At 37.7% G+C, this 24,895-nt stretch carries 26 protein-coding genes and 2 pseudogenes; 17 read left to right on the forward strand and 11 right to left on the reverse strand.

What is annotated here, in order from left to right; genetic code table 11:
• Window positions 1–258: 258 nt before the first annotated feature.
• Entirely contained in the window at window positions 259–603 is a 345-nt protein-coding gene (locus OKIT_RS02425; RefSeq protein ID WP_007745005.1) for a hypothetical protein, read from the reverse strand.
• Window positions 604–665: 62 nt separating this feature from the next.
• Between OKIT_RS02425 and OKIT_RS02430 the strand changes: the two genes are divergently transcribed.
• The 5 genes from OKIT_RS02430 to OKIT_RS02445 all read left to right on the forward strand — a co-directional run bounded on the left by OKIT_RS02430 (window position 666) and on the right by OKIT_RS02445 (window position 5,224).
• Window positions 666–941, forward strand: coding sequence for a hypothetical protein (locus tag OKIT_RS02430; protein WP_007745006.1), 276 nt, complete (start codon window positions 666–668; stop codon window positions 939–941).
• A 348-nt stretch (window positions 942–1,289) separates the two neighbouring features.
• Window positions 1,290–1,844, forward strand: a complete 555-nt coding sequence (locus OKIT_RS02435; RefSeq protein WP_007745007.1) for a DUF4062 domain-containing protein — start codon at window positions 1,290–1,292, stop codon at window positions 1,842–1,844.
• A gap of 151 nt (window positions 1,845–1,995) precedes the next feature.
• Window positions 1,996–2,307 (forward strand): hypothetical protein, encoded by a 312-nt coding sequence (locus tag OKIT_RS09340; protein ID WP_007745008.1) that lies wholly within the window; start codon window positions 1,996–1,998, stop codon window positions 2,305–2,307.
• Between the two features lie 340 nt (window positions 2,308–2,647).
• Window positions 2,648–3,295, forward strand: a complete 648-nt coding sequence (locus OKIT_RS02440) for a hypothetical protein (RefSeq protein ID WP_028291851.1) — start codon at window positions 2,648–2,650, stop codon at window positions 3,293–3,295.
• Between the two features lie 240 nt (window positions 3,296–3,535).
• Window positions 3,536–5,224 (forward strand): hypothetical protein, encoded by a 1,689-nt coding sequence (locus tag OKIT_RS02445; protein WP_007745013.1) that lies wholly within the window; start codon window positions 3,536–3,538, stop codon window positions 5,222–5,224.
• Window positions 5,225–5,522: 298 nt separating this feature from the next.
• Here OKIT_RS02445 and OKIT_RS02450 read toward each other — a convergent pair whose 3' ends face one another.
• Together OKIT_RS02450 and OKIT_RS02455 are read right to left on the reverse strand one after the other, a co-directional pair.
• Window positions 5,523–6,131: a recombinase family protein gene (locus OKIT_RS02450; RefSeq protein WP_007745015.1), complete on the reverse strand. Its 609-nt coding sequence runs from the start codon at window positions 6,129–6,131 to the stop codon at window positions 5,523–5,525.
• Between the two features lie 210 nt (window positions 6,132–6,341).
• The gene (locus tag OKIT_RS02455) at window positions 6,342–7,070 is read right to left on the reverse strand and encodes a MurR/RpiR family transcriptional regulator (RefSeq protein ID WP_007745017.1); all 729 of its coding nucleotides are present in this window, start codon (window positions 7,068–7,070) and stop codon (window positions 6,342–6,344) included.
• Between the two features lie 252 nt (window positions 7,071–7,322).
• Between OKIT_RS02455 and OKIT_RS02460 the strand changes: the two genes are divergently transcribed.
• From OKIT_RS02460 to OKIT_RS09615, 5 genes and pseudogenes are all read left to right on the forward strand, one after another.
• Entirely contained in the window at window positions 7,323–8,765 is a 1,443-nt protein-coding gene (locus OKIT_RS02460; protein WP_007745019.1) for a 6-phospho-beta-glucosidase, read from the forward strand.
• Window positions 8,766–8,794: 29 nt separating this feature from the next.
• Entirely contained in the window at window positions 8,795–9,103 is a 309-nt protein-coding gene (locus OKIT_RS02465; protein ID WP_007745021.1) for a PTS sugar transporter subunit IIB, read from the forward strand.
• Window position 9,104: 1 nt separating this feature from the next.
• The gene (locus tag OKIT_RS02470; RefSeq protein ID WP_007745022.1) at window positions 9,105–9,434 is read left to right on the forward strand and encodes a PTS lactose/cellobiose transporter subunit IIA; all 330 of its coding nucleotides are present in this window, start codon (window positions 9,105–9,107) and stop codon (window positions 9,432–9,434) included.
• A gap of 23 nt (window positions 9,435–9,457) precedes the next feature.
• Window positions 9,458–10,807 (forward strand): PTS cellobiose transporter subunit IIC, encoded by a 1,350-nt coding sequence (celB, locus tag OKIT_RS02475; RefSeq protein ID WP_007745023.1) that lies wholly within the window; start codon window positions 9,458–9,460, stop codon window positions 10,805–10,807.
• Window positions 10,808–10,976: 169 nt separating this feature from the next.
• Window positions 10,977–11,081: pseudogene (locus OKIT_RS09615) on the forward strand (D-2-hydroxyacid dehydrogenase); the annotation flags it as partial.
• A gap of 342 nt (window positions 11,082–11,423) precedes the next feature.
• Here OKIT_RS09615 and OKIT_RS09765 read toward each other — a convergent pair.
• Entirely contained in the window at window positions 11,424–12,395 is a 972-nt protein-coding gene (locus OKIT_RS09765; protein WP_007745026.1) for a quinone oxidoreductase family protein, read from the reverse strand.
• Between the two features lie 127 nt (window positions 12,396–12,522).
• Between OKIT_RS09765 and OKIT_RS02485 the strand changes: the two genes are divergently transcribed.
• Entirely contained in the window at window positions 12,523–12,981 is a 459-nt protein-coding gene (locus OKIT_RS02485; RefSeq protein ID WP_007745027.1) for a MarR family winged helix-turn-helix transcriptional regulator, read from the forward strand.
• Window positions 12,982–13,146: 165 nt separating this feature from the next.
• Here OKIT_RS02485 and OKIT_RS02490 read toward each other — a convergent pair.
• Window positions 13,147–13,990 (reverse strand): annotated as a pseudogene (locus OKIT_RS02490) (oxidoreductase).
• Window positions 13,991–14,380: 390 nt separating this feature from the next.
• On the opposite strand from OKIT_RS02490, the gene OKIT_RS02495 reads away from it, so the two are divergent.
• On the forward strand, window positions 14,381–14,614 hold the full coding sequence (locus OKIT_RS02495) for a hypothetical protein (protein WP_007745031.1): 234 nt from the start codon (window positions 14,381–14,383) through the stop codon (window positions 14,612–14,614).
• A 363-nt stretch (window positions 14,615–14,977) separates the two neighbouring features.
• On the opposite strand, the gene OKIT_RS02500 is transcribed toward OKIT_RS02495, so the two are convergent.
• Entirely contained in the window at window positions 14,978–15,319 is a 342-nt protein-coding gene (locus tag OKIT_RS02500) for a hypothetical protein (RefSeq protein WP_007745032.1), read from the reverse strand.
• Between the two features lie 621 nt (window positions 15,320–15,940).
• On the opposite strand from OKIT_RS02500, the gene OKIT_RS02505 reads away from it, so the two are divergent.
• Complete coding sequence (locus tag OKIT_RS02505; protein ID WP_007745033.1) at window positions 15,941–16,624, forward strand: IS6 family transposase; 684 nt, start codon at window positions 15,941–15,943, stop codon at window positions 16,622–16,624.
• 14 nt (window positions 16,625–16,638) lie between these two features.
• Here the strand turns inward: OKIT_RS02505 and OKIT_RS02510 are convergent, their stop codons facing one another.
• From OKIT_RS02510 to OKIT_RS02520, 3 genes are all read right to left on the reverse strand, one after another.
• Complete coding sequence (locus OKIT_RS02510; RefSeq protein ID WP_007745034.1) at window positions 16,639–18,060, reverse strand: DEAD/DEAH box helicase family protein; 1,422 nt, start codon at window positions 18,058–18,060, stop codon at window positions 16,639–16,641.
• A 110-nt stretch (window positions 18,061–18,170) separates the two neighbouring features.
• On the reverse strand, window positions 18,171–18,518 hold the full coding sequence (locus tag OKIT_RS02515; RefSeq protein WP_007745035.1) for a hypothetical protein: 348 nt from the start codon (window positions 18,516–18,518) through the stop codon (window positions 18,171–18,173).
• A 1-nt stretch (window position 18,519) separates the two neighbouring features.
• The gene (locus tag OKIT_RS02520) at window positions 18,520–19,341 is read right to left on the reverse strand and encodes a ParA family protein (protein WP_007745036.1); all 822 of its coding nucleotides are present in this window, start codon (window positions 19,339–19,341) and stop codon (window positions 18,520–18,522) included.
• 640 nt (window positions 19,342–19,981) lie between these two features.
• Between OKIT_RS02520 and OKIT_RS02525 the strand changes: the two genes are divergently transcribed.
• The 3 genes from OKIT_RS02525 (at window position 19,982) to OKIT_RS09695 (ending at window position 22,040) form a co-directional block, all read left to right on the forward strand.
• The gene (locus OKIT_RS02525; RefSeq protein WP_007745044.1) at window positions 19,982–21,040 is read left to right on the forward strand and encodes a replication initiator protein A; all 1,059 of its coding nucleotides are present in this window, start codon (window positions 19,982–19,984) and stop codon (window positions 21,038–21,040) included.
• Window positions 21,041–21,262: 222 nt separating this feature from the next.
• Window positions 21,263–21,544: a type II toxin-antitoxin system RelB/DinJ family antitoxin gene (locus tag OKIT_RS02530; RefSeq protein ID WP_002819873.1), complete on the forward strand. Its 282-nt coding sequence runs from the start codon at window positions 21,263–21,265 to the stop codon at window positions 21,542–21,544.
• Window positions 21,534–22,040, forward strand: coding sequence for a hypothetical protein (locus OKIT_RS09695; RefSeq protein ID WP_007745048.1), 507 nt, complete (start codon window positions 21,534–21,536; stop codon window positions 22,038–22,040). Before OKIT_RS02530 ends, OKIT_RS09695 begins: the two co-directional genes overlap by 11 nt.
• Here the strand turns inward: OKIT_RS09695 and OKIT_RS02540 are convergent.
• The gene (locus tag OKIT_RS02540; RefSeq protein WP_007745049.1) at window positions 22,030–22,308 is read right to left on the reverse strand and encodes a hypothetical protein; all 279 of its coding nucleotides are present in this window, start codon (window positions 22,306–22,308) and stop codon (window positions 22,030–22,032) included. The two genes, OKIT_RS09695 and OKIT_RS02540, sit on opposite strands and share 11 nt — an antisense overlap.
• 19 nt (window positions 22,309–22,327) lie before the next feature.
• Window positions 22,328–22,537, reverse strand: coding sequence for a hypothetical protein (locus tag OKIT_RS02545; protein ID WP_007745050.1), 210 nt, complete (start codon window positions 22,535–22,537; stop codon window positions 22,328–22,330).
• A 269-nt stretch (window positions 22,538–22,806) separates the two neighbouring features.
• Here OKIT_RS02545 and mobQ point away from each other — a divergent pair, with 269 nt between their 5' ends.
• Window positions 22,807–24,867 carry a MobQ family relaxase gene (mobQ, locus tag OKIT_RS02550; protein WP_007745051.1) on the forward strand — a complete coding sequence of 687 codons (2,061 nt, stop codon included), beginning with the start codon at window positions 22,807–22,809 and terminating at the stop codon, window positions 24,865–24,867.
• Window positions 24,868–24,895: the final 28 nt, after the last annotated feature.

Consider the following 24,895-nt stretch of genomic DNA (forward strand, 5'->3'; position numbering starts at 1 on the left):
TTTGATGTCCCCGATCAATTTTGGGGATATTTTTGTTTTATATTTCTTTTAAAAAAGGAGACAATGAGATTCAAAGACCAAAGAAAGCATCAATTTTCTCTTGTCAGAGTTCTTCGAAGCAAATGCTTATTTTTTTGGTTCAGAGTAGCCAAGAAATTCAAAAACAAACCGACTTTTATTTGCTTCTAAATATATTGGTATCAAAATACTGGATTGGCATGAACTACTTGTTGTCTCTATACATCGGTCATGTTTTACTCACCATTTATTCCATTTATCTATATCGGGGACTAGCCAAGGTTTGATGCCTAAGCGTTCAGCCGTCCCGTCTGTTTGCAGTCGATGCAATTTATCGACCAGTTCCTGGCAGCCGAACTGTTCAATGATATAAGGAATTTTCAGCATCCATTTTTCGTTACTGAAGTCTGGATAAAAGAGTTGGGTGTCGTTATCTGAGAAGGGGATCCAAATATGGTCACTGGTCCAATGGCCGATGGCATGGTTGATAAAGAAGTCATTAAGTTTGTAGTAAGCCATGAGCTTATCATGGTTGTGATCATCGTAATGAACATGGCCATTCTGATCAATAATTTTTGCTGTCATGCTTTTAGTTTAAAACAAATACGAACAAATGTTCGTATAAAAGGAGGCTTACACTAGAAGCTATGGCAACGATAAAAGATCAACTGAATCAGTTAGGACCACAAGGACAACAGGTCGCTAGTGACATCATCAAGCAGGCAAAACAAAGTCAAGAAGGTCTAGTTAGCTTAGACTTTGCCAGCGGCCAGTTCCCAATTAGCGAAAGCGACAAGGTTGCTGCTCTTGGTGATAATCAAAATCATTTGTTCATTAATTATGTGACTGATAGAGAAGACAATCAGTTTGTTAAAGATTTGCAAGCAAGACTCAATCAACAAGTTTTAAATGAGATTGATTAATCACTTGGCTGATATAACAAAAGAGTCAAAACTCTTCTCAACTGACACCACTTCTTTCACACTTAAAAACACCAAAATCGTACTGTATGATCCCTATTTTTGAACTATTTCTGAAACATTGATCATAAATTATCAACTAGCGACTTGCAAAAGTACAATGCTTAATCGGTAACCTATCCGCAATATTTATATGTATCTAAGTGAAGTAAAATTGATTTGTTTTTAAGGAGAGAAGACGATGGCAACTGGAGATTTTTCTAATCTGATTAATCACAGGTTTAACTAGATTAGAGCGGCACAAGCGGTTTTTAAAGTAATCAAAAAGCATAGTTGGAGATGTTACAAAAAATGGAAAATAGAAAATTACAAGTCTTTATTTCATCCACCTATACAGATCTAAAGGAAGAGCGTCAGGTTGCTGTCCAAGCCGTTTTAAGATCAGGGAACATTCCCGCCGGAATGGAACTCTTTAAAGCTGATGATAAGTCACAGATGGCCGTGATTGACAACTGGATTGATCAATCGGACGTCTATTTGCTGATTTTAGGTGGCAGGTATGGTAGCTTGGATAAAGAATCCAACAAAAGTTATACCCAACTAGAGTACGAATATGCCCTGTCAAAACAAACTCCAGTTTTTGCCATTGTGTTATCGGATAAGTTCTTACAGGACAAAGCAAATAAAACAAGCAAAGAAACAATTTACGAACAACAGAATAGGACCTTATATAATAATTTCAAAGACCAAGTTACATCTAAAATGGTTGAATTTGCGAGCGATGCCAAGGATATACGATCAAGTATTCTGGCCAAAATGTACGACTTCAAAGACGATAAAAAGCTTATTGGCTGGATTCGCACCAACGAAGTTGAACAAAACAGCAGTCTGCTAAGAACTGAATGATTTAAATAAAGAAAATAAAAAGTTAAGGGATCAAAATTCTGTTCTTGAGAGAGAAGTAGCAGATCAAAAGCTAGAATTTAGCAATGATATAGCCTTTGAAGGGAATTCTATAGAAATCAAGGGAACATATATATTTGGTTACGGAACAAATATGGATAGTTATCCAGTAACCAAGCCTATAGATTGGAAGGATCTTTTTCTGCTGTGGGCGCCTAATTTAATACAGGCTCGAACGAGTCATGACGCAAAAAACCTTTTAGAAACAGCACTACAAGATTTTGTGGGGCATAATAGATTTACTATCAACGAGAATCTTTTTCAGACAATTAAAACTCAATTTTGTGCCTTACAGCTCATTCAAGATGGGCCAGAAAAATCTGTTAATGACGGTTATCTTGAATTTGTTTCTTTAACCAAGAAAGGTCGTAACTATATGCTGCAAGAAAAGACAATCAAAAAATAGTTAAACAATACCAGTCTTGAAAGGATACATATTATCTTTGGTGTTCTACAGCTTGTAAGTGAGTGGGGGTATTATCTGGCGGCCCTAGGCTACCCTGAGAATTAGATGCATGAGCAATGTGATACATATATTCATTAAAAGAAGTTCCAAACTCACAATTAGGAATTACAATTTCAGTAGTCAACACGTTAAGACTGATTTTTTGACTAAATTATAGAAAGAAAAACACGAACGGATGTATATAAACTATATTCAAAAATATACCACGGTTACTGGTAGTGGCCAAACCCCAAGTCTTCTCGCCCAGAGTCTCCAACAATCGATTACAAAAATTTGCCAAATGGCGGGAAATAATTATTACAAGGTTGGTCTAGTTATTTCGCCTGGATACTTGTCTACAACAAGCCAAACCGCTGATAAATTAGCAAAAGCAATTATTAATAACCAAAAAATTGCTCATTGTTGGATTTTAGGTACGATGAATGGTGGTTTTTTACGCAAAAAAAAGATACTTAATTTTACCCTACGCGCATTGAGCAGCACGCCAAAAAGCGCCACTCAGCCACGCTTAAAAACGTCATTTGGGTTTTCAAGAGATCATCGAAAAATGTTTTTTATTGTTTGCTGGAGACCTCAATCAAATCCAACATTAAGAAATAAAAAAGATATCTCTGGATTTATGAAAGATATCTATGTCCCTATTGCGACAATTGGATCGTCTAATTTTAGTAAATCAACATATTTTATGGGTAATGATCACAACGAAGCTGATATTTTGTGGGTGGACGATGATGTGTTAAAGAAAATTAATCCAGGTAAGAATATGAATGATAAAAAGTTTAATAGTGCGATTATTTCTAGTGATGATTCACAGTCACCTAATAACGATTTTCCTGGAATTGTCAGTGCCCAAGTTTACTCGCTGCCACAAAATAGTAATTACTTAAAGTTGATATTGAAAGAGACACTTGATTCGGTCTTAATTTAAAAAGATAATCTTAATCAGACTCAACCCGCGTCCGGATTCTAATTCAGGATATGAGGTTAGCTTCTCAAATGTCTCTTCGTAGTTACCGTAAACAATATTTTCGTCGAACATTCATTAATCTATTTTGAAATAAGGTATCTTCAAATAACGTCAGCGTTTGTCTACCTGTTGATGCCGAAAACCGTTAGGACAAGCAACTCCGTATTGTTTCATAAGTCTAAAAAACAGGAGACACAATAGATGGATATTTTAAATTTACTCAAACAGCAGGGTGAAATATTTACTTTGGTTTATTACGGTGAAAGTGATTGGGCATCGGGTAATGATATAAAAGTGCTCATTAAATATGAGAAGACGTTTACCGAGTACTTTGGACACTATTCATTGTCAGAAGAGCTCAGTCTAAAGAACTATATAGATTATCTTGTAATTGCCAATATCTTGCATTTAAAAGCAATGGTTCCCTTACTAAAAAATAGTGAGGATACAAATAAAATCAATGAATTAATCAAGATGGTTGAAAAGATTCAATTTAACAATTTACAAATTGTTAAATTTATCAGTGGCCACTACTCAGAAATTTTTTCCTTGAGCACTTCAAATTTTTTGAAGAAACAGGTGTCTGAGGCCACCATGCCTTTACTTATTAAATTTCAAAGAGGCATTTCAAATGATGTCTTCAGATACTTGGCGAAAAATCGTTTTTATATCATCATTGACCATTTTCAAGAATTTACAGAACATTTGGAAAAGAATGGTTCCCTCGAAAAAATATTCACTGTTGAGTCAATTAAAAAAGTTTTTCCTCTCAGGCAACATGAAGTTTTAGATATCCTGATCTATCTCCATAATAAACAAGATGACCAAATAAAAATATTTATAAAGCCCTTGATTGATTTTGTATTTAATAAACTCTCTGCCTTCCCATCGCAGCTTCATCTAAGAGAAATCGGAAGTTATCAAAGTAATATTAAGGACCTTTCTTATTTCTTGGATGCCATCCAAGATACAAGAGCAAATCAGATCAGAGACAAGTTAAAAGGTGCTAATCAATTGCTCGATAAATATTTACAAACCGAAGGACAAGAGATCACACAAGAAATTCCTTTAGAAGAGGGTCTTGGCAGATTATTCACCCACCCAAGATGGCCAGATACGCTATTAAAGCTGTCCTATGAACGAGATGAAGATGGAAAATTAAAAAATTGTTTGAATCAAGCATCTAAAGGGAAGAAAGAATTAGCGGACCTTGTCTCTTCTAACATTGATTCGGATGACTATTTTTCGTATAGCTACCAGAACTGGTTGCAAAATACCGTGGATTGTATGGGTGCCTTATTAATAGGAAGCCTCTATAACGGCCAATTTGAGGAAACGCTAGCCCCCATGTATTTGCAATCAGCCAAAGTCATAAATGAAAAACTGAATGGAGAAATACCTGGGTTTGAGCAAGATACCAAGATGTTTATCCAAATGCTGGTAAATATCAAAAATACAAATTCTCTTTCTTGTAATCAGCCGGATCAAATACTTAAAAAAAATGCTTGTTACGCAGCTAGTGCTTTTCTGTGTTCTTTGACAGAAAAACTGCTTAAGTATTTTTGCTATCATTTCGAAAAAAATAATAAATTTATAAACTTAGACCATAAGACGTTGGGAGATTTATTAGATGCTCACCAACATATTGTCCAATTGGCACTAGGAAAATTCCAAGTTAAAAATCTGAAATTCTTCTTTTTGCGTTATGAAGAAAATAATAAAAAAATCGGTTTAAATTTTAGAAACCGTCTAGCTCATTGGTTTGCTATATCTGATAATGATTTGGATGACAAGCTAGTAGGGGATATCTTTTATCTTTATACAAGTGTGTTGAATTCTGTTCTTATCTTCTTATTGTCGGCTGGTCCAGAAAACGGATCGGCGAATTAACCAAATTAGCTAGATAGCCGAACTGAGTTTCGGATCTATCAGACAATTTGCATGAAGGTTGCGTCAACTTTTTTCCATAGCATATTTAATAAGGTCACACGGCAATGTCCAACATTTTTATTAGATAAATTTTAAAATTTAATATTGAAAGTATATCTTTACTAACGAATACTGTTTTTGATACCTATAAAACTAGTATCCATGAGTTTGCCGGTTTTTGTGTTTTATTAATGAAATCACCATATCTGTTTCCTACATATTATATGTTGTGTCCAACAACGTAAATGATTTTAGTTTTTTACTCCTCTTCTTTAATCCGTTTCATAACCCGATAAACCGTTGAACGGGCAATGCCATACTGCTGGGCTAATTGTGTGATGGAATAAGTCTGACTCTGATAAGCGGCTTGTAAGCCAAAGTAAATAGCACGCTTACCAGGATTCACGCTGTTGGGTGCATATTCTAATTGCTTGCCAATATAAGCGCCACGCTTTTTGGCTTCGATAATCCCTTGTCTTTGTCTTTCTTTAATCTTCTCTCTTTCATTTTGAGCGACAAAGCTCATGAGGCCGATAATCATATCCAACATAAATTGATCAATTAAAGGATTGCCAGTTGCCAGATTAGGCAGATCGTCAGCAATGAAGGCCACATGTTTATGACGGAGTTCAGAAACAATGTTTTTAATATCCTGGTAGTTTCTGGATAGCCGATCTAAGCTCAAGACTTCTAAGGTATCGCCCTCTCTTAAGTAAGTTAGGCACTTGATAAATTCTGGCCGTTGAATGTCTTTCCCGGATAACTTGTCAGCAAAAATTTTATCAGCCTGAACCTTTTTGGCTCTAGCTAACTGTCGAGCGAGATTTTGATCTGTGGAACTGACTCTGGCATAAAAGACTAAACTCATGGTATTTTTCCTTTTTCTTTATGATACATGTTTATAGAACAAACAAAAAGCCTAGTTGATAGGCTTTTTCTTACTTTTGATTTTGTAMCGCTAGGGTATAGGTTTATGAAACAAAAAAAGTCTATAAAAATCCTATCAGGGCTTCCATAGACTATTTTGTGATAAAGGTTTTTACTAAAAGCAGCATTGGCAAAGCATCCTGGATGTTTCTTATTTTTTTAGTTCTCTTGCTAAATATTCAAGGAGAAAAAGTACTGGAATTTGTGTAGTTGTATTGATAGTGTCCGCAACTACTTCTGCACTGACATTATAGGAAAGATTAATATCTGAAAGCTTTGCAATAGTACTATAGCTGGTATTGGTTATGCTGATAATTTTGCATTTTAAATTTTTCAAACTTGTAATCTGCCTAATAGCCTCACCTGTTTCTCCGCTTACTGAAAGTACAATGAGTACCATTGACTTCATGTCTTTACTAATGCGTTGATAAGGATAATACGGGTCTTTATTGTAAAAAGCATCTATGCCAAAATTTGCAAATTGACGCGCTCCGTACTCTGCCAAAATGCCCGAAGTGCCAACGCCAAAGAAACAAAGCGTTTTGCTTTGCCTAATCATCTTTTTAATATTTGCAAGTGTAACTTGATACTCAGATAACAGTGGGCGAGTAAAAAAATCTCGGGCGATGTCAATTAAATAATTCTTTTGACTTTGACCATTAATTTGGGCGGACTGCTGATTTCGGAAATTAAATTTTAGCTCATAAAAACTATCACAACCCATTTTTTTAATGCACCGCAAGACGGAGGCTGGAGAAACGTGAATTGTTTTTGCCAAATCGCGAAGATTTGACTCTATAACTTCGGCTTTGTGTGATATTAAAAAATCGTAAATATTCGTTTCCGTAGCTGTGAAATTGAAGTCCTGATTTGCTTGCATCAGATTCCCTCATCAATTAACCCATTTAGTTTAAAAAACAACTAGATTGTTACATAATTTTGTTTTTGGAACAAGATGCAATGCTGGAGAACAAATCAACTTGCATGTTTATAGATTTATGGTAGCGCTTTCATTATATAATGGCCACTGTAAAGTAAAAAATGTTGATTTGAAAAAAGGGGTGATTAACAAATAAAACACCATTACAGAAACCTAATATTTCATCAAATTTAGATTAAGGAGTCAAATATATTGAGTAAGTATTCTTTACCAAAAAATTTCTTGTGGGGCGGTGCTGTCGCGGCTAATCAGCTGGAAGGCGCCTATAAAGAAGAGAATAAAGGCCTCAGTGTGGCCGATATTATGACCGCTGGAGCCAATGGAAAAAATCGAGAGATTACTGATGGCGTGGTGGATGGCAAATATTATCCTAGCCATGAGGCTATTGATTTTTACCATCGCTATAAAGAAGATATCAAATTATTTGCAGAAATGGGATTCAAATGTTTTCGAACTTCTATTGCCTGGTCGAGAATCTTTCCAAAGGGAGACGAGGATCAGCCTAACGAAGCTGGATTAAAGTTCTACGATGACTTGTTTGACGAGTGCCGTAAATATGGCATCGAACCAGTCATTACCCTATCGCATTTTGAAATACCTTATCATCTAATTACAAAATATGGTGGTTGGCGTAATAGGAAATTAATTGACTTTTTTACCCACTACGCCGAAATTGTTTTTAAGCGTTATCGCGATAAAGTGACATATTGGATGACCTTTAACGAGATTGATAATCAAACCGATTACACGAACCAATTTTTGATGGCTACTAATTCTGGACTAATATTGAAAGATAATCAAGCAGATGCAGAAGCATTAATGTATCAAGCAGCCCATTATGAACTGGTCGCTAGTGCTTTAGCAGTCCATCTTGGTCATCGTATCAATCCTAATTTTAAAATCGGTTGCATGATTAACATGACACCAATCTATCCGGCTTCATCAAAACCAGTAGACATTTTTCAGGCAGAAAAAGCAATGCAAAGGCGCTATTGGTTTGCTGATGTTCACGCTTTGGGTAAATATCCGCGCAATATGGAAGCTTTTTTTGCCAAGAACGAACTACGTCGTGATATTACAGCGGAAGATCGTTTGATATTAAGCGAAGGTACTGTAGATTATATCGGATTGAGCTACTACAATTCCATGACGGTTGCTTATAAGAAAGAGAACCCAGATTTTCATTTTGTTGGTCCTGAACTCGTTGTTGATAATCCTAATGTTGAAAAAAGTAGTTGGGGTTGGCCAATTGATCCGCTAGGTTTTCGATATTCCCTCAATTGGTTAGCAGATCATTATCACAAACCGTTAATGGTAGTTGAGAATGGTCTCGGTGCTTATGACAAAGTCGAGAATAACGGTGAGATCCATGATCCCTATCGAATTGATTATCTCAAAGCACATATTCGAGCAATGATTGATGCAGTAGAAGAAGATGGTGTTGAGGTACTGGGCTATACGCCTTGGGGTTGCATTGATCTAGTTTCTGCTGGTACTGGTCAAATGTCCAAACGATATGGCTTTATCTATGTAGACAAAGATGATCAGGGCCATGGAAGCCTGAAGCGAATAAAGAAGGACTCGTTCTTCTGGTATCAAAAAGTCATCCAATCTAACGGTACTGCGTTAGATTGACTATGACGAAACTCAAGAAAGGAAATAACATGGCAGAAAAAACAATTATGTTGGTTTGTGCAGCAGGAATGTCAACCAGCCTGTTGGTAAGCAAAATGCAAAAAGCGGCAAAAGAACAGGGAGAGATAGTTAATATCTTCGCGACAGCCGCTGCGGATGCCAACAACAAACTGGAATCTGAAAAACCTGATATTCTCATGCTTGGTCCACAAGTTAGTTATTTATTCGATCAGTTCAAATCAAGATTAACTATTCCGGTTGAAATGATCAATATGCAAGATTATGGCATGATGAACGGCGCAAAGATCTTAGCCCACGCCTTAGAAGAGATTAAATAATATGGCAGACGAGATAGAAAATCAAACAGTTATTATGAGTTTGATCATTAACGGAGGAAATGCTAAGGGATCTGCTTTCCAAGCCATCCACGCTGCTAAAGATGGCCATTTCACAACAGCCGATCAGAAGCTTAAAGAAGCTGACAGTTATTTGTCCCAGGCTCATAACGCTCAGACTGATATGTTGACCAAAGAAGCCAATGGCGACCACGCCAAAATGAGTCTCTTGATGGTACATGCCCAAGATCACGTCATGACTGCGATCACTTTTCGCGATCTGGCTGGCGAAATTGTTGATTTGTATAAACAAATCAATCAATCCCGATCTTAACTGAAAGGAGGATATCTATTATTATGACAGGAACAAATGAAGTTTCGTTTAAAGATAGGATGACCAAAGCGGCCGGTAAGTTCGCTGGTTCACGATTTGTAAGAGCAATCATGGCTGCCGGCTACAGCGTTATCACATTTTCAATTATTGGTGCTATTTTCTTAATTCTGACAATTTTGCCGCAAGCGTTTCCAATCCCTGGATTTGCAGGGTTCTATGCTAATACCTTGGGTCGCTTTGCTAGTTTATTCCAAGTTGTTTATAGTTCTTCGATGGGAATTTTAGCCTTAGTATTTGCAGGGACTTTCACATATACTTACACACAGATTTATCAAGAGGAAGAACATCTTAACCTAAATCCGCTCAATGGGTTGCTGATGTTCTTAATGGCAATGTTTATCACCGTACCGCAATTAATTTGGAAGAACGGTGCTATCCAATTTGTTCAGTCTTTGAACAAAAATAATATTATCGGCGGTGGTTATGCTGTTTCAGCTGGTGGTGTTACCAGAATTGCCTCTGTTGGTATTTTTACAGGTTTAGTCGTTGGCTGGTTAACAGTTCAAATTTATCGTTTCACTATCAAACACAATTGGTCAATCAAGATGCCGGACTCTGTACCTGCGGGCGTTTCTAACTCATTTAGCGCCCTAATACCAGGTTTTTGTGTGGCTGTTGTCGTCACTGTTATAAATCTGTTTCTAGTTTTAGCTGGGACCGATATTTTTAAAATTCTTTATATTCCATTTTCATTTATTAGTGACATTGCCAATACTTGGTGGGGATTTCTGATTATCATCTTCATGGTTCATTTCCTATGGTGGTTTGGTGTCCATGGCGCCACGATTATGAGTTCATTCTATACGCCAATCGTGCTAGCCAATATGGCGGCCAATGTCAAAGGCGCTTCTTACTTTTTTGCCGGCGATCCAATGAACGCTTTTGTTATTATAGGTGGTTCTGGTGCTACCTTGGGATTAGCTCTTTGGTTAACCTTCCGTGCTAAGTCAATTCAGCTAAAAGAAATTGGTAAAGTCGAAATCGTGCCGGCAATATTTAATATTAACGAGCCTATCCTATTCGGTTTACCAATTGTTTATAACATTCAGCTTCTGATACCATTCATCGGTGCTCCTCTAGTATCTGGTATCGTTGGCTACGCTGCTGTAACTTCTCATCTAGTACCTAAAATTATTGTGCAACAGCCGTGGCCAACGCCAGTTGGTTTAAGTGGTTTTATTGCCACTGCTAGTTGGCAAGGTGCTGTTTTATCTATCGTTTGCGCTTTTGCTGCCTTTGTTGTTTGGTATCCATTTATCAAACATTATGATCGGGTTCTGCTTAAAAAAGAGCAGGCAGCAACTGCAAATTAATATTCAATTTGGTTGAGTCACATTAAGAACAGGCCCCGTTAAACACTAATGAGCCTGTTTTTTTACTGCGGATGACTATATAGCTACAAAGTGAACTTTCAAGTAGTTGATAATGCTTGGCTAATCAGGAAACAAAGCTTTGAATCCTAAAACCAGACTTGATTGCCCCCCCACCTACGCGACAGACGCAGTGGCCCAATTTACTTTTGCGTTGTTGCTGGAAGTGGTTAGCCAAGTTGGTTTGCACAACCATCTAGTCCATGATGGCAATTGGTTAGCTATAGGCTTATAGGACAAAAAATTTTGTTAGGTAGGGTCGAAAGACCAAAGAATGGCCCTTATTATGATGAAAGGCTTGATGATGACATGGTAGAACAAACACAAAAGAACTCACTGGCTTGTTTTAAGTTATGGATGTTGAGGACTTTTTCATAAATGTGCTTCTCGTTTTTCATCTTTACAAAACTTTGATACGTGAGCTGACCATATCAAAAAGACATCATTAGTGGCTTTTATCAGCATATACAATGACAATTATCATAAAAATTTTTAAGTTAGTATTAGGCATAAATGAATTGAATATTTATGGGAATACAATTTTCTAGGATCACCAACATCAAAAAGCAATCACGGATCTGATCCCGTTTTGAGAAGTGTTGGACCAGTTCTTTGTGGCTGTTTCTGGAGAAATTATTGAAATATCACCATGAATTTTTTCGTTTATCAACCAGTTCCACAAAAACTTAGCTGCTTTCTTTCGGTTCTCTAAACTTTTAGTCGTCATCATTCCTCTTAGCTGAACCCCGGAGGTTCTTAAAGCTGTGGCCGGGAGTGTGATATCGTTTTGACCAGTTGCTGCGCCAATTTCGATAATAATCGTTTGTCGATGATTGGCCGGAGAATCTGGAATTAAATTCTTTAGGAGTTTTTCAGTTGGTACTCCCCAAAGATAGTCTAGGATGACGAGGTTCCCTGTAATTTTTATGTGATCCATGTTGATTTTGGTCTGGCTGATATCCAACAACTGGTTAGCTCCTAAAGCCAGACTGTGTTCTAATTTGGTATGATTGCGACCTGCGGCAATAATGTTTTTGACACCCAATTGTTTGGCAACTTGAATTGCTAGTTTTCCAGCGAAACCTGTTGCGCCATTGACGATCACGGTATCTTCGGAGCTGATATTTATATCGTATTTTAATGGTAGTAGACTCGTTAAAGCAGATGAAAAAGAGGCTACCGCAACGTTATTATCAATTTCTGAAGGTAGTTCAACCAACATATTTCCTTGAGCAACTGTATATTCTGCCATACTGCCATTGAGCGGGCGCATAGACATTGCCGGCAAATAAACCAGTTCGTTAGTATCGACTTTTTGGCCAATCGCGCTGGCCCCAGGAATGCTCGGGAAACTTGGATGCCAATATTTGCTTGAATAATGTTTTCCTGATGCAACTCCTTTGTCAAGATTTTCAATTGGCGTAGCTAATACCTTTATTAAGGTGTCATATTTGGAATCTTTTTCGGGCATAGGGAAATTATCAACGAACCTTGGTGATGAATCGAAATTATCTATAATCAAAGCTTTCATTTTCAGGCTCTTTTCTAAATATATATTACCAGTAATCAATTACTGGTAATATATATTCTACATGTAAAAAGGTCTGGTGTCAATAATTAATTACTGGTAATATAAAATGCAAGAGAGGTTATCACATATGAATGATAAACAATACCAGACTATTGCGACTCTTTTAGAACGATTATCTAAAAGTGATGCCATGAGCGTTTATGGGGATTGGATTAGAAGTACTTTCCCTAGTGAACTGGTGACTATAATATCTGGATTGACTCATAACGATCTAAGAATTTTGGATAATTTATCTCAACAGGATTTATCAGTCAGCCAGATTGTTGCTAGAGTTGATTTATCTCAAGGTGGCATTTCTCGTCGCGTGAATGTCATGTCTAAAAAGGGAATTGTGAAGAAATATCAAAATGATAAAAATAAAAAAACAGTTTATTTAAAACTAACCCCTATTGGACAAGAACTAGCTTCTGCTCATCACAAATTACATAATCACATCAAAGAGAACTTTTTTAAAAAGACTGAGAGATTTCATGAAGACGAAATTGAGATCGTGATTTCTTTTCTCACGGCTATCTTAACAAAGTAAAAATACATTTTTGGTTATGAGAGAACAACTGATAGTGCCCAACAACTTCTAGAATCTTGTCCTTTACTACATCTTGGCAGTGGACTCTTGTCATCTTTTATCACGGGATATCCAATTTTAAATCATCCAAAGAGAAAAAAGAGTTGAAGAGTTTTTAAATGGTCATTAGACAGAACCACCATGATTTCTAAGATTAAATTTGATCAAGGCGTCAAAAATTTGGCTAGGCAAAATTGTATGTAGCAAAACTAACGATTTAGCCCCAGTTCCGACTAGATAACGAGGTCTCGGATGTGCAGAACTGGCAACTTTTAAAATCGTCTGTAAGACTAAGGTGGTCTTAGAGAGATCCTCTGACGAATAAAGCTGTCGCATTTTGTCAGCCGCTTGGTTAGCCGAGGATTCATAAGCAGTTCCCTTAGAAGACTGGCTTAAGTGATCAGCTGTAATGAGCCCCCCAGTTGGTTTTAATACCGCCGGGTTCAATTAAAACGACTTGAATCCCAAAGGACTTGGTTTCCATTCTCAAGCTATCACTCAACCCCTCTAAAGCATATTTGCTGGCATGGTACCAGGCTCCCATAAAAGTGGGGATTCTGCCAGCGATTGAAGAAACATTAATAATTCTGCCATGTTTTTTTAAGCGCATACTAGGCAATGCCAATTGGATGAGTCGAACTGAACCGAATAGGTTCACTTCCAATTGCTGCTTGGCCTCTTTAATGGAAACATTTTCTACGGCACCATAAGAACCATAGCCAGCGTTATTAATTAAAATATCGATGCCGCCTTCTAACCGGTTAATTTGGCTCATGGCCAATCGAATGGAGGCTTCTTGAGTCAAGTCAAGCTGAATTGGGATGACTCCAATACTCGTCAACGCTGACATCTTTTCAATGTGTCTAGCCGCCCCATAAACACGATAGCCTTGTTCAGCCAACAATTCGGCCGTCTGGTAGCCAATGCCGCTGCTGGCACCCGTGATTAAAACAACCTCTTTATCTTGCATATCTTTATTATCTATTATTCACTTACTAAACTTTTGACGGATCCAAGGGTTTGTGCAGGTTATGATACGTATAAGAAGGTACTTGGTTGATGTCCTAAGCGCCTTATTGGTATTCGTTATGGTGAAACTAGTGTTTGATTTGCTTCAGTTGTGCTCAATCAATGAGTTTATTTCTTAATTTCTTGCAGTTTTTGGTRCTGATCAAGCTGGAGAGATCTCGTAAATGATGTTGCTATAGTCATATATATAATAGTTCGCGGATTGGCAATTGAATTGGCACCTCGGATCAGAACCAATGCCGTTCTTCTATAAATTTGGTTCAACGACTGTTGCTAAACAATCTTGCGGCTCTTTTATGTTTCTCATAGGATCCTTTGATAAAATGAGTTTATGGAAAAGGAATTGGCTGCCTCTTCGTTAGCGATGTTTACCTTTATCTTTCATCATAGCGATGTAACGGGTCGCATGTGGTACAGCGAGCTTCCCAGGACTGAAAGTTTTTGTGAAGACTGCCGTATCCTAATCGATCTTGGCTTGATTCAAATTCGTTCTGTTCAGCAGCTGACTTCTTATATTCGTTTGACCGATAAAGGAAAATCCTTGGCCAAACAATTATCAAGCTAACCATCATCATCTTATCCTCAGCATATGTTGATTTAACTAAGATAGTTATCGAATCAAAAAAGCATCGACTTGTATCGGTGCTTTTAACTATTTAATTTTAACTAATCATCACCAAGACTGATGACCAGCCAGACCAGCTCTAACATTTCTGAGCCATGCCACAATCAGTTCAATTAAGGGCAAAGATAAAAATTGAAAAACCTACCAGTCCCGCTATTAATAAGGTATAGCCTGCTAATCTACCCAAAATCATCAGCCACAGCATTTTTTTGGCTCCCACCAATTATGATACTGCCGTCAAAATAGATTTGCCATTAAAAACAACAAAAGCCAGTCCTTGGACTAGCCTGATTGATATCTCAATTACTTGTTGTTTTGTGTAAGATCTCTTAGGTAATAAGAAACTTCTTCTTTAGTCAGATCTGTCTGCTGTTGAATCTCTGAGAGACTGTGGCCTTTGTCCTGCAAAGCCAGGCATTGGTTTCGAAGGGCTCTAACAGAGGAAGACTGGTGTCTGGTTGGCCTTTGGCTCTCACCCTCTCCTAAGGGTAAATCGTCCCATTCTTTAATAACTTGACGGGCTAGATCACCATAACCGTGTTTCTCAGAAAAGATCAGGCCATCCTTAAAAGCTGTATTAGGAGGTATACCATCCTTTTCCTGCTTATTCAGTAATACAGAAGCCAATCGAGAAAGTTCTGTCATATCTCAATCATAACAAGAACCAGAAAGATTCGTGTTTTTTAGTTGGCCTATCTGCCATAGATCAACTATACTCGCCGTTGCTTCAAGCGCTAAAAGTGTTGTCTGCAAATAGATTCGGACTAGGTTCGTAACCCTGCCAATCAACAAAAGTAGAAGCCTCTGCAATAGGAAGATATGTTGAAAAAAACTCCCAGTGATCAACTGGGAGCCACGATAGTGAAGATATCTACTTAGATAATTACACTCTGTATGCGTTAAGGGGGATAACGATTGATAGGCGCTTATCTATTGTAAGCGCCTACATTTATTATACTAAAAAATACTTATTAATAAGTTGTGAGTGCTGCGCATTATGAGAGGCTGTGTCCTCACTAAGAATTAAAAAGTGCCCATCACAATTAAGTCATGGACACCAGGAAAGGGTAAATTTTTATGGGTGTAAGGGTTTGCACTCCCCTACGCCCTTTATTATAAAACAAAGCCCACCATGATGGCAGGCTGCATTAATAGAGTTAGGTAACCTTGAGGACCTGCACCAGTCCTCAAGATGGCTCTGGTGCAAAGTTTGCCGGGCAACTTCATTCTAGTATACTGAGTGACAAGAAACGAGGGATTGTGCGCATGAATTACTTTAAAGGACGCCACTTTCAACAGGATATCATTATAGTAGCCGTTGGCTACTATTTTAGGTTCAGTCTCAGCTACCGTGATATCGTTGAATTGCTACGTGATCGCGGGGTTAGTGTGCAGCACACCACGGTCATGCGTTGGGTTCATCATTATGGTCCCATCTTTAAGGCTTTATGGCGCCAACATCAAACCTCCCATACCAAAAGTTGGAGGATAGACGAGACTTACATTAACGTCAAAGGTCATTGGACTTATCTGTATCGTGCAATTGATAGCAACGGTCTGACGCTCGACTTCGAACTGCGAAAGCATCGTGATTATGCGGCAGCCTATCACTTTTTGAAACGGCTTTTGACGACCAATGGTCGTCCTGATCGCTTAGTCACCGATCAATATCGAGCAACACTTAAGGCAGTGAAGCACCTGATGAAACAAGACTACTTGAGCAAATCAGCACACCAATGTTCCAAGTATCGAAACAATTTAATCGAACAAGATCATCGATTCATTAAACGACACCGGGTGCGGTCAGCAAGTTTCCAAAACATCCGAACCGCTAGTGCAACACTCAGCGGCATTGAAGTCATCCATGCATTACGCAAGAAAACCCGACGAGAGCTAAGCCTCATCGGGTTTTCAGCCGTGGGCGAATTAAAAGCGATGGTGCCAGCATAACCTACAACACCCTATCAACAACTAGGTAAAAGGCACACTCTCAGACTATTTGCACCAGATCCTCTTTGAGCTTTGAGATATTCCTCTTCAAACATCCGATAGTATTTTCCCGGGACTTGATTGCCGCTCTCATCATACTGGCGATAGTTTGCTACCTTATCCAAGAAGAAAAGTGTAAGAACTTTAATTCCTTTAGGATTAAGTTCCTGTTCTTTACGCAAATGTATTTCGATCGCCTTAGCTATTTGAGCCCGTTTGAGTGTGTCATCATTTTCAGTCGTTTGATTCTCGGTGCTGATACTATCTGGAGCGCCATCAAAAGTGACAATTCCTGATCCCGCCTTCGGATCAGTTATCTCAATATCTTGAATAAAACTAACAGACTCATAAGCTGGCAAAAAACCTGATTTTTCAAATAAATCATCATTTTGTTTTAACCAGACTTTCTTACGCTTAATTTGTCCATTCCTTTCAGAAACATCCAACTCGATCTGTGCACGAAGTCCTTGTGATCGATTTTCGACTTTAATTAATTTCAGATAAGCAGAGTTTCCTTGATCGTCTAGCTGGCTTTCTACGACTTTAATTTGTTTAACCATTTTCGCGTTGAAAGCATCTACAGCGTCAAATTTGTAAATCAAGGGGTAACTTTTTTCTTTATGTGTTCCTGAATAGCGCAGGCCAAATAATGGCTCTAATGCATTCAAAGCTCTCTTAGCTTTAGGCGTATTATCAACCGATTGGGGTTCATCAATGATCAGAATTGGTCGAGTTGCAGCGATTAAATCAATTGGTTTGCGACCGTTCAAAGTATCGTTTTCACGGTACATAATGTTTACATTGCTTTGGTTCGAATCTGAAGCCTCTGGACCCAACTGTTTGTTGAAGGCGGCTATATTCATAACCATGATTTCAATATTATTGCTACTGGCGAAATTCCAAACCTGATTGAGATTTTTAGAATCGTAGACAAAAGAGTCATAGACAAGACCAGAGTAATGTGCACCAAAATATTCTTTTGTTTCTCGCAAAGCACTGTTCGTACCTTCTTTAATAGCAATACTCGGCACAACGACAACAAATTTTTTGAAGCCATATCTTTGATTCATTTCCAACATGGTTTTTAAATACACGAAAGTTTTGCCAGTCCCTGTTTCCATCTCAACATTGAACTGTAAAAAATCTTTATTTTTGCCATACAAGTCTGTAGACTTTGCCAAATGATTCCTATTTTCAATTGCATGAACATTTTTAAGAATTTCATCATCAGAAAGTAACAATCTATTAGAAATTGTCAGATCAGTCAATAGCTCATCGTCTTGACACAAATCTTCACTAGTCTCAATACTGCTAAGGGAATCCTGGCCCTTAAGAATATCTACAGCAGCATTAACTGCATCCTCCTGATAAGGCAATTGGGTAAATTGAATTTGCATATTTCAATTATAGGAATTAAATGATCAAATGAGCGACGCATCATCCTAAGATAGCACATCTTATATCTAGTCAATGAATTCAAGGATCGCCACTAACGCAATTTAATAGATTAGATTCTTTTTTCTTCTAACATATCTTTGAACAGTTCTCTTTGTCGGTCATTCAGATTGTTTTTGACGTAAAGATCAGCTAAGAGCTCAACCGTATCATTGAAGGCCAGTTTTTGTTTATCGTTGGTACCATCAATGAAATAAGCCAAGAGTTTAATCTTCTCTTTGGTGGCAAAGGTAATCCTTTGAGTAGTCGTGACTTTAGCCACTTGCTTAGCTGATTTACTGGTAACAGCCATATCTGATCGGCTACCAAAATCATTCGTACCGGCAATCTGAACATGCTTTTCTTGTAAGGAATTAGTTTTATGGTGTGTTAAGATAGGTGAGATTTTTTTGTCTGACATCTTACTGTTCTCCTTTCAAAAGATGCTGGTGCGTATCTAATTCATCTAAGACATCAATAAATAACTGATGAGCTCTTTGATCCCATTGATCTTTATTACCTGTATACATGTGGCCCATCGAGATGCCTTCGGCATCGTAGGCTTTTAATCTTTCTTGGTAAGTCACAATCGTCTGCAAGACGTTATTGCCATAAAGTTCTTTAGCTTCATCTAGGACCTTTTTATCAACACGACCACCAGGTCGCAGCATACAAGGCAGAATGCCTAGCACATCTAGTTTGGCATCAAATGTATCAATCAAATATTGCATATAGTTGATATAGGTTTTTGCCCCGTCAAGGCTAAGTTCTTGTGTCTGCAAGATGATAATGCAATAATCAGAGGCCATCATGGCATTATCGGAAAAATCACTAATAGTTGGTGGCACATCAAGGTAAATAGCATCGTATTTGTCTTTTAACGGCTGAATGAGTGTTTGTAGGTAAGAAACCTGCTGGCGATCATCGTTTGGGAATTTGCTCAATAAAATATTAGGTAATTTGCTGAATTTGGTATTCGCCGCTATTAAATCAAGATTTTCTTGAATGTGGGTAATTTGGTTAGTCAGATCTCCGTTGACAAAACCATCTTGCACATTTTTGCTGATTTCAGAAATATTGCCCGTTTTAGCTAGCACGCTGGAAGCATTGGCTTGGGGATCTAAATCAATCACCAAAGTTTTTCGGTGTTTATAAACAGCCGAGACATAGCTCAGCATGGTAACCGTTTTAGTCTTCCCTACCCCGCCTTTGAAATTTCCTACAACATAGATAGTCGCCGTCATAAAGTCTCCCTCTAATTACAATCAGTATACATTTGAGAATGCTTAATTACAATTGTAGATTTTATCTACAAGAATAAATATAGATACTATCTACTTGCATACATGTATGCAAGTAGATATTGATTATTCGTAGATCTCTATATATACTGCATCACACAGGCCAAGTGGACAAGGAAATAAGGACGCATAATCACGATATCTGTATACAAATAGATATATAAATGGCATCTACTAATCTACATGCATACAAATAGATTAGTTCTACATTGTATATTTGCATACAAGTAGATTTTGTATACATGTATACAAAGATAAAATAATCAGGTTTGTATACTAAATTAAAAAAAGCTCAATACAGCCTTTACTTAAGACGTACAAAGCTTTATATTTAAAACTGATCAGTTGATTACGCGATGATTTTCAATTGATTCGGAAATAAAAAAGCTACCAATGGGTTTGGTAGCTCAAATATTCTAAAACAAATTTAGTCAGCCTGTATATCCGTAAAACGAAATGGGTTTTCTTTTTACGAGACCTCATTAGCAATTATATCAACTCTTAGTTGAAAAACCAATCCTGGTCATTTTGCCATTAAGACATGAAATATACAGACACTGGCGCCACAGGAAGGTGTCAAAGAATGGGCGAGACATTTAATTTTTTTCAAGTCAACAAAGTTTATGGCAATTTATTTTTTCAATTTCCAAAAGTGCTGCTGTATGGGACAAAATATAAAGAACTCAGCGATGCAGCAAAGCTGGCTTACATAGTTTTAAAAGAACGCCTCGAATACTCCATCAAAAACAATTGGGTTGATGAGCATGATCATGTGTACTTCATTTTCACAATCAATGAACTCAAGGATTTATTCAACTGCAGCAACGATAAAGTCATTAAAATCAAGCATGAGTTAGAAGAAACCGATTTATTGCTACAAAAAAGAATTGGTTTAAATAAACCGAATCATTTATATTTGGCAGACCTCGAGGTAGATGCGAGTGATGTTTATTTAATTAGCAAAATCAATCAAAATAACGATCAAACCCTTGCTACGAGCGGAATTCCGAAAAACAGAATTCCAGATAATGCCGGTATAACCGGAATTCTGAAAAACAGAATTCCGGTTATACCAACAACTGCCGACTCTCAAACCCTTGCTACGAGCGGAATTCCGAAAAACAGAAACAATCTAGATAAAGATCTTAAAGAAGATACATCAAGATACAACATAGAGACTCAAAAGTTAAGCTTTTCCACAACTCATTTTTCTGCAACAACAATTGACAAGCAAAACCAGGATCTCATCACTCATGCCGATGACTTTTTAACAGACGAAGATGGTGGATGGCCAATCTTCTTAGAACCAACAGCAGTCAAATTACTCAGTTTCTGGTGTCAGACACCTCAACAAATGCACCGTTTTATCGGCATTATCCTAAATGCTAAATATTCTGTAGAACAAGATCACCAAGACTTAAACGTCCATATTTTCCTTGATAATCCTGAACTAAAAACACTAATAACAAAAACTTTGAGGCGTTACTTCAATGTCTTAAGAAGCGACGAGAGACATGTTCAAGACGTTGAAAACTATTTATACGGAACCATGAAAAACTTGTTTGGCACGTGGTGGAATAAACAGGTTGCTGAAAATATCCAAGATGACCAGCAAGAAGAGAGCAATCACAATAGGCTTTAAAAAGCCCCAGAATCGTTTCTAAGTGATTTTAAGGAGCAAATGTAATATGAGCCAAAGCTTATTTGCAATCGCTTAGAGATTCATTTATAGCCTTCAAACAAGAATCTATTTGCTATCAACCAAAAACAACAGCAGCAAAACATTCTTCAAAATTCATACGGGTTAAAATGGTACTCAAAAGGTAGTATAATGTGAGTAGTAATAAAGGGGAGCGAGAAAATCATGGCAGTTAAGGAAAAGAAACGGGTCCAAGTCAAGATTGATAAAGATTTGGCCGATGATACCGAAGCCGTTTTAAGCGAATTGGGCTTAAATCCAACCACAGCCATTAACATGTTTTACAAGCGGATTGTTGCTAATGGTGCTTTACCTTTTAATGCGTCTTTAAGCGAAGAAGAAAGAGCTAATTTACGCTTTTTAAAGGCGACCGAAGGGACACCAGTCACCGAGTTCAAAGACGCTAAAGAGGTCGCTGATTGGCTCAACGATCCAGATGAGGACTAATGACTTAGTCAGCCTATACGTTAGTTTTGTAGAAACTAACGGTGGCAAGTCTCGGCCAGTTTTAATTCGTCGGGTATCGGAGCAAACAGTCGAAGCTTTTAAAATCACCAGCAAGTATCAAAATAAATCGGCTTATATCAAACAACAATATTATCCGATTCAAGATTGGCAATCCGCTGGGTTGAAGAAACCTTCCTGGGTCGATCTTGGTAATATTTATCGCTTTCCCAAAGCCGGTTTAAACTTTAAAGAGATCGGTCATTTAAGTAAGCTAGATCAAAATAATATTGCTGATTTTGCTCTTGACTTAAAGGCCAAAAGAAGGGGCAAGGGTCAAAAGATAATTCGACGGCAATCAAGTAAAAAAATAATCAAAGAAAGTAAAACAGAGTTGACACAAAGAATTCAAAAACAGTTAAAAGACTTTGCTAAACACAATCCAGAAATTAAGCCCAAAAACAATCCAGAAAATAAAAACGATCGGCCTAGTTATTAGGTTGATCGTTTTTTAATTTATCCGGTTTATGGGCGTTAACATAGTCAGCAAATATTTTTAAAAGTTCTTCGGTTTGTTCGACCGAGAGGTTATCAGCTTGAAAGTACTTTTCTAATAAAGCCCCTTTTTGAATTAATCGGCGAGAACGAGCTTTGCGAGCTTGTCGGCTTTCATAATATTTAGATTGCCGTAATTTAAAATCTTCCCGCTCAATTTTTTGTTTTAAACGCGCTTGTTGTTCAACTAGTTTTTCATATTGATTAGGCATAGTCATTACCACCTAACTATTATTGGTTATTTTGATCTTGATTTAAAAAGGCGGCAATTTTTTTAGCAATCATTTTAATTTGTGGAGTGGTCAGTGTTGCATAATTCAAATTAGATGATTTAATGATTTCCTTACCAAGGCTTTGTTCAATTTTGCTTTTTTCAGCTTTAATCTTTTGATTAAGCTGTTTTAATTTAGTTTCTTGTTTTTCTAAGTTACTTTGAGACATAACGACCCCTCCAATCATCTTAAAAATAATCACCGACACTATATCATAAGGGAAACGCTAAGTCAAAGGATAAAAGTTGAAATAGCGAAGCGGAAGGCATACACTAAGTTAAAGTTAAGAGAATCAGAAGACCGAGTGAAATGAGGTCAATGCGCACTTACACATAGAATTAATTCTATGTTGTGCTAACCCCCAAAACCCTGTATTAGAAGTCGCCGATGGCGACAACAAAATCAAACCCATAAACCCAAAGAAAGGTGATGACCGACATGGCGATTTTTCACATGAGTTTTAGTAATATTAGTGCTGGTAAAGGACGAAGTGCGATTGCCAGTGCGGCTTATCGAAGTGGTGAAAAATTATTTGATGATAAAGAAGGTCGCCGATATTTCTATGCCCGCTCGGTTATGCCAGAAAGCTTTATTTTAACTCCCGAAAATGCACCAGCATGGGCCAGTGATCGAGAGCAGTTGTGGAATGAAGTTGAAAAGAAAGATCGTAAATCAAACTCGCGGTATGCCAAAGAGTTTAACGTGGCTTTACCAGTTGAGTTAAGCGCAGATGAACAGAAAGAATTATTAACTAAATACGTGCAAGAAAACTTTGTCGATCAAGGCATGGTAGCTGATGTAGCTATTCATCGCGATCACCCGGACAATCCGCACGCACATGTGATGTTGACTAATCGCCCATTTAATCTTGATGGTACTTGGGGATTAAAAGCAAAGACGCAGTACATTAAAGATGAAAATGGCAAGCAACTTTTAACCAAAAGTGGGTTTCCAAAACAAAGAAAAATTTGGTTGGTTGATTGGGATAAAAAAGAAAAAATAACTGAATGGCGGCACAATTGGGCGTTGAGTGTCAATCAGTCTTTAGCACAAAAAAATATTCCGGATCGGATTAGTGAAAAATCGTTTGTCGATCAAGGGATTCAAGAGACACCTACCCAACACGAAGGCATTAACAGCCAAAGAAAAAATCGAAAAGCATTTAATCAACAAGTTAGCGCACAAAGAAACGCTCAAGCTAAATATCATAATCTTGACGAAAAGATAAGAAATCATGAACATTTTGACGCGTTAACTGACGAGCTATCGTTCTCTGAAAAACACACAATTAGTCATCTAAGTCAACAGCTGAAAACCTATGTCGATTTAGAACATTTAGATGATAAACAGCGCATGCTTTTTAATTGGAAAAACAGCTTATTAATTAAACACGCGGTTGGTGAAGATGTAACCAAACAACTGCTGACCATTGACCAGCAAACGACATCACTAGCACAAGCTAACCAGTTGTTAAATAAAGTGGTGGAACGAGCAACGAAAAAGCTTTATCCGGAACTTAATTTTGAACAGACAACCGCAGCTGAACGTCGGGAACTGATTAAAGAAACTAATAGTGAACAAACGATTTTCAAAGGTAGCGAATTGGCAGAACGGTTAGCGGATATTCGAAGTGACTTATTAACCCAGCAATTATTGACGTTTACCAAGCGGCCATATACCAGTTGGCAGTTAGTTAATCAGCAAGCCCAAACAATTGAAAAGCAATTAACCACGGTGCTAGCCAAACATGGTCACCAGTTAGACGATTTGAAGCCTACTGATCGGGGCATACTAGCCGCTTATGAGCCTAACGAACTCGAATTCATTTCTAAAGCGGTGAAAAATTTACGGGTCATTCGGGAAGTTAAAGCCGTAGTGCAAACCCAATACAACAGCATTCTAACGACCGCTTTTCCGAACAGCGACCTGGATAAGCTAGAGACGATTGATAAGGAACAAATCTATACCGCTGTGGTTTACTATGACCCAGAATTAAAGCCATTAAGCGCCAATGAGCTTAGTCAATTACAACAGCAGCCACCGGTCGTCTTTACTAGTCAGCAACACCAAGCCGGTTTGAATTACCTGTTAGGTAAAATTGAATTAAAAGATATTCAGGATCATCGACTGCAACGGGTCTTAAAACATGATGGCACCCGGCAACTGTTTCTCGGTGAATGTGGCCAAGATCCTAAGTTGGATCACAAACAAATTGAAATGGTGCAAGCCCGTTTGAAGCAACAGACAACACGGTTTGATCAATATAAGCAAGACCAAATTAAGGACTATCAGGCCATTAATTATTACCCAACTAGCCCGAAAAACTACCTGACTAATATTTTGGACGAAGCCTTAATAACCATTTTATATGTGAAGAACACAGACTATCTAAGAAAGCAGCAACTACGTGGCTTAAAAGAGACTGAGTGGGAAATGACGAAAAAGCAACGGCAACACCAAGCTCGAAACCGGCATGAAGATGGGGGCATGCACTTGTAATCTAAATGTAAAAAAATAAATGGTGTAA

The organism is Oenococcus kitaharae DSM 17330 (genome assembly GCF_000241055.1).
GTDB lineage: Bacteria > Bacillota > Bacilli > Lactobacillales > Lactobacillaceae > Oenococcus > Oenococcus kitaharae.